Below are 2333 nucleotides of genomic sequence, written 5' to 3'. Positions count from 1 at the left end.
TACCAGGGACGTACGGCGATCAACGAGCGGATCGACGCCGGCGCGGGGGACATGGTCGCGCCGGCGTCGATCCGCTCGTTGATCGCCGTACGTCCCTGGTAGCGGTCCAGCTGCCAGTTGCCGAGGAACACCATCACCGCGGCGGCGACCAGGGTCAGCGCGAGACAGCCCAGCCAGCGCGGGGTCAGCAGGAACCGGTACACGCATCGAGGCTACCCGTATGAGCGGGGCCACTGAGCTGCGCGGCCCCGAACCGGCCGGTCGGCGGCAGCCAGCCGTCGGCCCGGCCGGGTATGGTCACGCGGGCGGACCGCGCGACCGGTCCGCCGCCGCGCACCACCCTCACCGCGTACGTCCCGTCGCCTGCGAGGAGTCGATGATGACCGTCGTGCCGCGCGTCCTGTTGAGCGCGCCCTCCTCGGGGCACGGCACCGGCGCCCTCACCCTCGGGCTGCTCGCCGCCCTGGCCGAGCGGGGGCTCGACGTGGCCGGTTTCAAGATCGGGCCGGACCAGATCGACGCGGCGTACCTGGGGCTGGCCGCCGGCCGCCCGGGGCGCAACCTGGACCCGCGGCTGGTCGGCCCGGAGCGGATCGCCCCGCTCTTCGCGCACGGGTCCGCGGGGGCCGGGCTCGCCGTCGTGCAGGGCACCATGGGGCTCTACGACTCGGTCGCCGGCCGGCCGGAGACCGAGTCCACCGCGGCGGTCGCCGCCGCGCTGCGCAGCCCGGTCGTGCTGATGGTGGACGTGGCCGCGATGGGGCAGTCGGTGGCCGCCCTGGTGCACGGCTTCCGGGCGTACGACGAGCAGCTCTGGCTCGGCGGCGTGGTCCTCAACCGGGTGGCCTCGCCCCGGCACGAGGCGATGCTCCGCGAGGCCCTCGACGACATCGGCGTGCCGGTCTACGGCGCGCTGCGCCGGCACGAGCTGCCGCCGGTGCTGCCCGCCCGCCGGCACGGCCTGGTCCCCGCGATCGCGCGGGACGCCGAGGCGGTCCGCGCGGTGCGCCGGCTGGGCGAGGCGGTGGCCGCCACGGTCGACCTGGACCGGCTGCTGGTGCTGGCCCGTTCGGCGCCGGCGCTGACCGTCGACCCCTGGTCGCCGGAGCCGGCGGCGGGGGCGCCGGGTGGGGCGCGTCCGGTGGTCGCGCTGGCCGGTGGCCCGGGCGGCAGCTACAGCCACCCGGAGACGGCGGAGCTGCTCCGCGCCGCCGGGGCCGAGGTGGTCACCTTCGACCCGCTGCGCGACGAGGCCCTGCCCGCGGGCACCCGCGCGCTGGTCGTCGGCGGCGGGCTTCCCGAGTCGTACGCGGACGAGCTGTCGGCCAACCGCCGGCTCTGCATCGCCGTGGCCGAGCTGGCCCGCACCGGCCGCCCGGTGCTCGCCGAGGGCGCCGGCCTGCTGTGGCTGGCCCGGGAGCTGGACGGGCTGCCGATGTGCGGGGTGCTCGACGCGATCGGTGCGAGCCGGGACGGCCTGGTGATCGGCTACCGGGAGGCGACCGCCCGGACGGACAGCGTGGTGGCCGCCGCGGGCACGGTGGTGGTGGGGCACAAGCAGCACAGCGCGGTGCTCACCCCGCGGGCCGGCGAGCGCCCGGCGTGGAGCTGGGACGGCGGCGCGCCGGAGGGCTTCGTCTGGCGGGGCGTGCACGCCTCGCAGCTCGTCCCGCACTGGGCCGCGTACCCGGAGATCGCCGCGCGCCTGGTGGCCGCTGCGGCGGTGGAGCCCGCGACCGCGGAGGCCCCGGCGTGATCGGACAGGTGGCCGTACGCCGCTTCCCGGCCCTGACGGTCTCCACCCCGCGCACCGAGGTCCGGCAGCTTACCGCGGCCGACGCCGAGGCGGTCGACGAGATCTTCGCGGACCGGCAGACCCAGCGCTGGCTGCCGCTGGCGGACGCCGTCGGGCAGATCGAGGGGCGGGCCTGGTGCACGGAGCTGGCCCGGCAGCGCCGGGACAGCGGCGACGGCGACCACTACGGGGTGCTCCGCCGGGAGGACCAGCGGGTCGTCGGCTGCCTGTGGACCCGCCGCACCGACTGGGGTGCCCGGTTGACCGAGGTGTCCTACGCGGTCGCGCCGCACGCCCGCGGCTACGGTTTGGCCGCCGAGGCGGTGGACGCGCTGGCCATCGCGTTGATTCTGGAGCACGGCTTCCAGCGGGTCGAGCTGCGGGTGGCGCCGGGGAACATCGCGTCCCGGCGGGTCGCCGAGAAGGCCGGGTTCAGCTACGAGGGCCTGCTGCGCAACGCCGGCTTCGTCCGCGGTGCCCGCGTCGACCTGGAACTCTGGTCCTTCGTAGCCGCCGACCTCCGCTGACCCCCCCACCC

3 protein-coding genes are annotated in these 2333 nt (G+C 76.9%); 2 read left to right on the top strand and 1 reads right to left on the bottom strand.

The window, feature by feature from the left end; translation table 11 throughout:
- Positions 1–203, bottom strand: a 203-nt coding sequence (locus DKT69_RS36790; RefSeq protein WP_146231322.1) for an SURF1 family cytochrome oxidase biogenesis protein, incomplete at its 3' end; no start/stop codon positions are given.
- A 176-nt stretch (positions 204–379) separates the two neighbouring features.
- Here DKT69_RS36790 and DKT69_RS36785 point away from each other — a divergent pair.
- Positions 380–1756, top strand: a complete 1377-nt coding sequence (locus DKT69_RS36785; protein ID WP_109805954.1) for a cobyrinic acid a,c-diamide synthase CobB — start codon at positions 380–382, stop codon at positions 1754–1756.
- Entirely contained in the window at positions 1753–2322 is a 570-nt protein-coding gene (locus DKT69_RS36780; protein ID WP_109805953.1) for a GNAT family N-acetyltransferase, read from the top strand. Before DKT69_RS36785 ends, DKT69_RS36780 begins: the two co-directional genes overlap by 4 nt.
- Positions 2323–2333 lie beyond the last annotated feature (11 nt).

Source organism: Micromonospora sicca (genome assembly GCF_003172935.1).
Taxonomy (GTDB): domain Bacteria; phylum Actinomycetota; class Actinomycetes; order Mycobacteriales; family Micromonosporaceae; genus Micromonospora; species Micromonospora sicca.
Note: the sequence above shows the minus strand (reverse complement) of the source record. Positions and strands in the feature narration are given on the sequence as shown.